The sequence below is a fragment of the Microcystis sp. LE18-22.4A genome (assembly GCF_027531105.1).
Classification (GTDB): Bacteria; Cyanobacteriota; Cyanobacteriia; order Cyanobacteriales; family Microcystaceae; genus Microcystis; species Microcystis aeruginosa.
Genome location: NZ_JAPZRB010000262.1, coordinates 1 through 4,715, shown reverse-complemented (window position 1 = coordinate 4,715; position 4,715 = coordinate 1). Strand labels below are relative to the sequence as shown.

Here is a 4,715-nt window from a genome sequence, read left to right as displayed (position 1 = left end):
TTTGTGGAAGCCTTGGCAGCTTTTCGGACAGCGATGTCTTTCCGTTTCTTTGAGTGGCTGACCGAGAATCGGGATGTGTTTGCCGCTTACAAAGCCAGTTTAGGCTTTGTTTGGGCTTGAAATTTGTTTAAGTCCCACTATGTCTAATCGCGCAGGAGTTCCCCAGTGAGTCCAGAAACCCTTTTAGAACCAACCCTAGTTGATCCCACTCCCAATTTAAACCCGAATCAACCCTTCGATCGAGATAGTTTTAACAGCTATGTGATGAATACTTATGGTCGTTTTCCCATTGCGATCGCCAAAGGGTTAGGCTGTCTTCTCTGGGATACTTCCGGTAAACAATACCTTGATTTTGTCGCAGGAATTGCCACCTGTACCCTCGGTCACGCACACCCCGCTTTAATTGAAGTGGTTAGCCAGCAAATCCAAAAACTCCATCATGTCTCGAATTTATACTATATTCCCGAACAAGGGGAACTAGCTAAATGGATTGTCGATCATTCCTGCGCTGATAAAGTCTTTTTCTGTAATTCTGGTGCGGAAGCGAACGAAGCGGCGATTAAATTAGTACGAAAATATGCCCATACGGTGCTAGATTTCCTCGAACAGCCGGTTATTTTAACCGCTCACGCTAGTTTTCACGGTCGGACTTTAGCTACCATCACCGCAACCGGTCAACCGAAGTATCAAAAAGACTTTGAACCCCTGATGCCGGGGTTTGCCTATATTCCCTATAATGATATCGAAGCGGTGGAAAATGCGATCGCTGATCTCGATGAGGGTAATCGTCGTGTGGCCGCGATTATGTTGGAACCGCTGCAGGGTGAAGGGGGAGTTCGTCCAGGGGATATCGAATATTTCCAACGTTTACGGCAAATTTGCGACGAAAATAACATTTTGCTTGTCTTTGATGAAGTACAGGTGGGAGTCGGAAGAACTGGTAAACTCTGGGGTTATGAGAATTTAGGAGTGGAACCGGATATTTTCACTTCTGCTAAGGGTTTAGCGGGTGGTATTCCCATCGGTGCGATGATGTGCAGAAAATTCTGTGATGTGTTTGAACCGGGTAGTCATGCGAGTACCTTTGGAGGTAATCCTTTCGCTTGTGCCTCAGCTTTAACAGTATTACAAACCATTGAACGGGATCATCTTCTCGAAAATGTCCAGCAGCGAGGGGAACAGTTACGCAGCCGTTTACGCGTGATTGCTTCTCAATATCCCCATCTATTTGTCGATGTGCGCGGTTGGGGTTTAATTAACGGTATGGAAATTAATTCAGAAAGTGAGTTGGTTTCATCTACTATTGTTAATGCAGCCTTGGCCGAGGGTTTATTAATTGCTCCCGCAGGTCCGAAAGTTCTCCGTTTTGTACCTCCTTTAATTGTCTCGGAAACAGAAGTAGATGAGGCTATGGATAAGCTAGAAGCAGCCATCGCTAAAGTGGTTTAATTTCAGTTATCAGTTATCAGTTATCAGATGTAAGTTTTAAGTTGACAGTTTCCAGTTAAGAGTCAATTATTTTTGAGCTTTATCCCCCCTAACTGTCACCTTTTCACTGGACTAGGGGAGGATAAATCTACTGTTGTTCGGGGCAAATAAAATGATCACTTCTGAACCTATTTATTCTCTCCCTAAAACCCCTCCTTTAGAAAATGGGGATCAACTAAGTCGCCAGGAATTTGAGTGCCGTTATCAGAACCTTTCTGAAGTAAAAAAAGCCGAATTAATTGAAGGAATAGTTTATATGTCTTCTCCTGTACGAGTGCAGAGTCATGGAGAACCTCATTCTGATATTTTAACTTGGTTAGGGGTCTATAAAGCCGCCACAATTGGGGTGATGTCTGCGGATAATACTACAGTGCGTCTGGATGCAGATAATGAAGTACAACCAGATGCTTTACTAAGAATTAAAATTGCTGGACAATCAACTATTAGTGACGATGATTATATCGAAGGTGCGCCGGAATTAATCGTAGAAATCGCCGCTTCTAGTGCTTCCTATGATCTCCACCATAAATGGCGAGTTTATCGTCGTAATCAAGTGCAAGAATATCTTGTTTGGCGAGTTTATGAACGTCAATTAGATTGGTTCCGATTAAATGCTGGAGAATATATTAAACTTGAACCCGATAGTCGAGGGATAATTTACTCGCAGGTTTTCCCCGGTCTTTGGTTAGATGTTAATGCTTTATTAGCGGGTAACTTAGGACAGGTTTTGACAGTTTTACAGCAAGGTTTAGCCAGTCAAGAACATCAAGATTTTCTGAAAATATTATCTCAAAAAACTAATAACTGATTTATGTGGCATCCTGACGCTTATCAAGCTTTAATTGCCGAAAATTATCCTCAAGTTGCGGCAATCTACGAGGAACTAATCGATAACAATCCTGAAAATGTTTCTGACTATTGGTACTTGGGAGTTGCCTATCTTCTGCAAAATTTAGCAGCAGAAGCGCAGGTAATGTGGCAAAATGTTTTCAGGGAAGGTAATCTGGAAGAAGTTAAGCAATGGCAAGCAGAATTAGAAGCGGTTTTAGACGCAGAAGCGCGACGACAACAAAGAAAAGGTGATCTGGCAGCTGTAGAATATTTTCGCTATCATCTACAGGAAATTGTTCCCAAGTCAATTAATAATTTATTAGCTTTATTCGACTTAGCTTTAGATTTAGAAATATTTGATCCTGAAGAACTACTTAATTATCCTATTCAAGACAATCTCAGATCTAATCCCGATCGAGAATTGCTTTTAAATGTAGTTCTCAAAAGTCTTTTATATCCCCATGAATTAACTTTAGATTTAGCTCAAGCAAGTTTACCCTACCTGGAGGAATTAGCCGATAGTTTTATCCCGCAAGCTTTTCAGATAGCAGCACGAGTCACCAACGAGCAACAAAGTCCCACTTTTGGAGTGGAAATTATTAAACTTTGTCTGCAATTAAGACCAAATGATCTGAGTCTTTTGGAACAATTGGTTAACCTCTATATTTTAGCAGAAGACTTTGATAATTCTTTGATAACTGCCTATCAATTCCGAGAAATTTGTCTAACTCCAACCCTAAAGTTATACAGTAATTATCTGATTTTGTTAATACTTTTGCGCTGGGGAGTTTGGCAAGAAATTGATCATATTTATCAAGAATATCATGATTTATTACAGGAATTAACCCGTCAAAAAAATATCACTTTAGAACCGATTATTAAAACTAGCTTTCTCAATGTTTCTAGTCCCCTACCCTACCTAGGCGATCGAGCCTTAGCCAACCGAAAATTAACTAATTGCGTCGCCGAAATTTTCCTTGATAATAATAGTTTTAAAACTCCTTTAATTACAAACGAAAAAGCTTCAGAAAAACTAACTATTGGTTATCTTGCCAGTACCTTAAAACATCATTCCGTCGCTTGGTTAAGTCGTTGGTTAATTCACCATCATGATCGAGAAAAATTGCAAATAGCCATCTATACTATTAACCAAGAAGAAGATGAAATTACCCGTCAATGGTTCCGGGATAGCCGAGATATTATCCGTCATTTTCCCTACGCTCAAAATCCCCTAGAAGTTGCCCAACAAATTCAACAGGATCAGATAGATATTCTAGTAGATTTAGATAGTTTAACCCATAATCTCACCAATCAGATTATCGCCCTGAAACCCGCAGCAAAACAAGTGACTTGGTTAGGTTGGGATGCTTCTGGATTAGCAACTATTGATTACTATATCGCCGATCCCTACGTTTTACCCCAGCAAGCGGAGGAATATTATCGAGAAAAAATCTATCGTTTACCAGAGACATATTTAGCAGTGGATGGTTTTGAAATCGGCACTCCCAATCTCCGTCGAGAAGATTTAGAAATTCCCCCCGATGCTACCATCTATTTTTCCGCACAAAGTGGCATGAAACGCCATCCTGATACCATTAAACTTCAGATGAAAATTCTCGCACAAGTCCCTAATAGTTATTTTCTGATTAAGGGAGTCGGTAAGGGCTCTTCTGGTTTCTGTGTGGAAACGAGGTCTATACTGATAGAATATCCGCAAAATAGTCCTAAAAGTCTTGCCCAGTAAGCATTTCACGATTCCATAAGCAAAAATTATCACACAAAGTCGAGAAGAGCCCGGTAAGACTGAAAAAATTCAAGAATTATTTACTGAAATAGCGATTCGGGAGGGAGTTAATCCCCAAAGATTGCGGTTTTTACCGAGAGATATCGATGAATATACCCATCGCGCTAATTTACAGATTGCCGATGTGGTGTTAGATACCTATCCCTACAATGGTGCTACCACCACCTTAGAAGTTTTATGGCAAGGAATCCCTTTAGTTACATTGGTAGGAGAACAATTTTCCGCCCGCAATAGTTATACTTTTATGATTAATGCTGGTATTGAAGCCGGAATTGGCTGGAATGAGGCAGAATATATCGACTGGGGAGTAAAATTAGGACTCGATCGCTCCCTTCGTCAAGACATCAGCCATCAACTGTTAGGAAATCGTGACACAGCCCCGCTCTGGCAAGGGAAAAAATTCGCTCAAAATATGGAAAATGCCTATTTAAAAATCTGGGAGGGAAGTTGATATTGACATCCTCGCCGCCCTAAAAGTGCGGCGATTCCTAAACCTCACGATTTAAGTTTCTGCTTCCACCACCGTCGCATACCACAGTTAAAAAACCATGTACTGTCTTACACAGAGTCCACAGACTTTCGCCCCATTTCA

3 protein-coding genes and 1 pseudogene are annotated in these 4,715 nt (G+C 40.9%); all 4 read left to right on the top strand.

Annotation, left to right across the window (positions count from 1 at the left end):
- Positions 1-165 precede the first annotated feature (165 nt).
- Positions 166-1,449, top strand: a complete 1,284-nt coding sequence (locus O9295_RS12275; RefSeq protein ID WP_002798689.1) for an aspartate aminotransferase family protein — start codon at positions 166-168, stop codon at positions 1,447-1,449.
- A 151-nt stretch (positions 1,450-1,600) separates the two neighbouring features.
- Entirely contained in the window at positions 1,601-2,296 is a 696-nt protein-coding gene (locus tag O9295_RS12270) for a Uma2 family endonuclease (RefSeq protein WP_288033105.1), read from the top strand.
- Positions 2,297-2,299: 3 nt separating this feature from the next.
- Positions 2,300-4,063, top strand: coding sequence for an O-linked N-acetylglucosamine transferase family protein (locus tag O9295_RS12265; RefSeq protein ID WP_288033104.1), 1,764 nt, complete (start codon positions 2,300-2,302; stop codon positions 4,061-4,063).
- A gap of 52 nt (positions 4,064-4,115) precedes the next feature.
- Positions 4,116-4,574 (top strand): annotated as a pseudogene (locus O9295_RS12260) (O-linked N-acetylglucosamine transferase family protein); the annotation flags it as partial.
- Positions 4,575-4,715 lie beyond the last annotated feature (141 nt).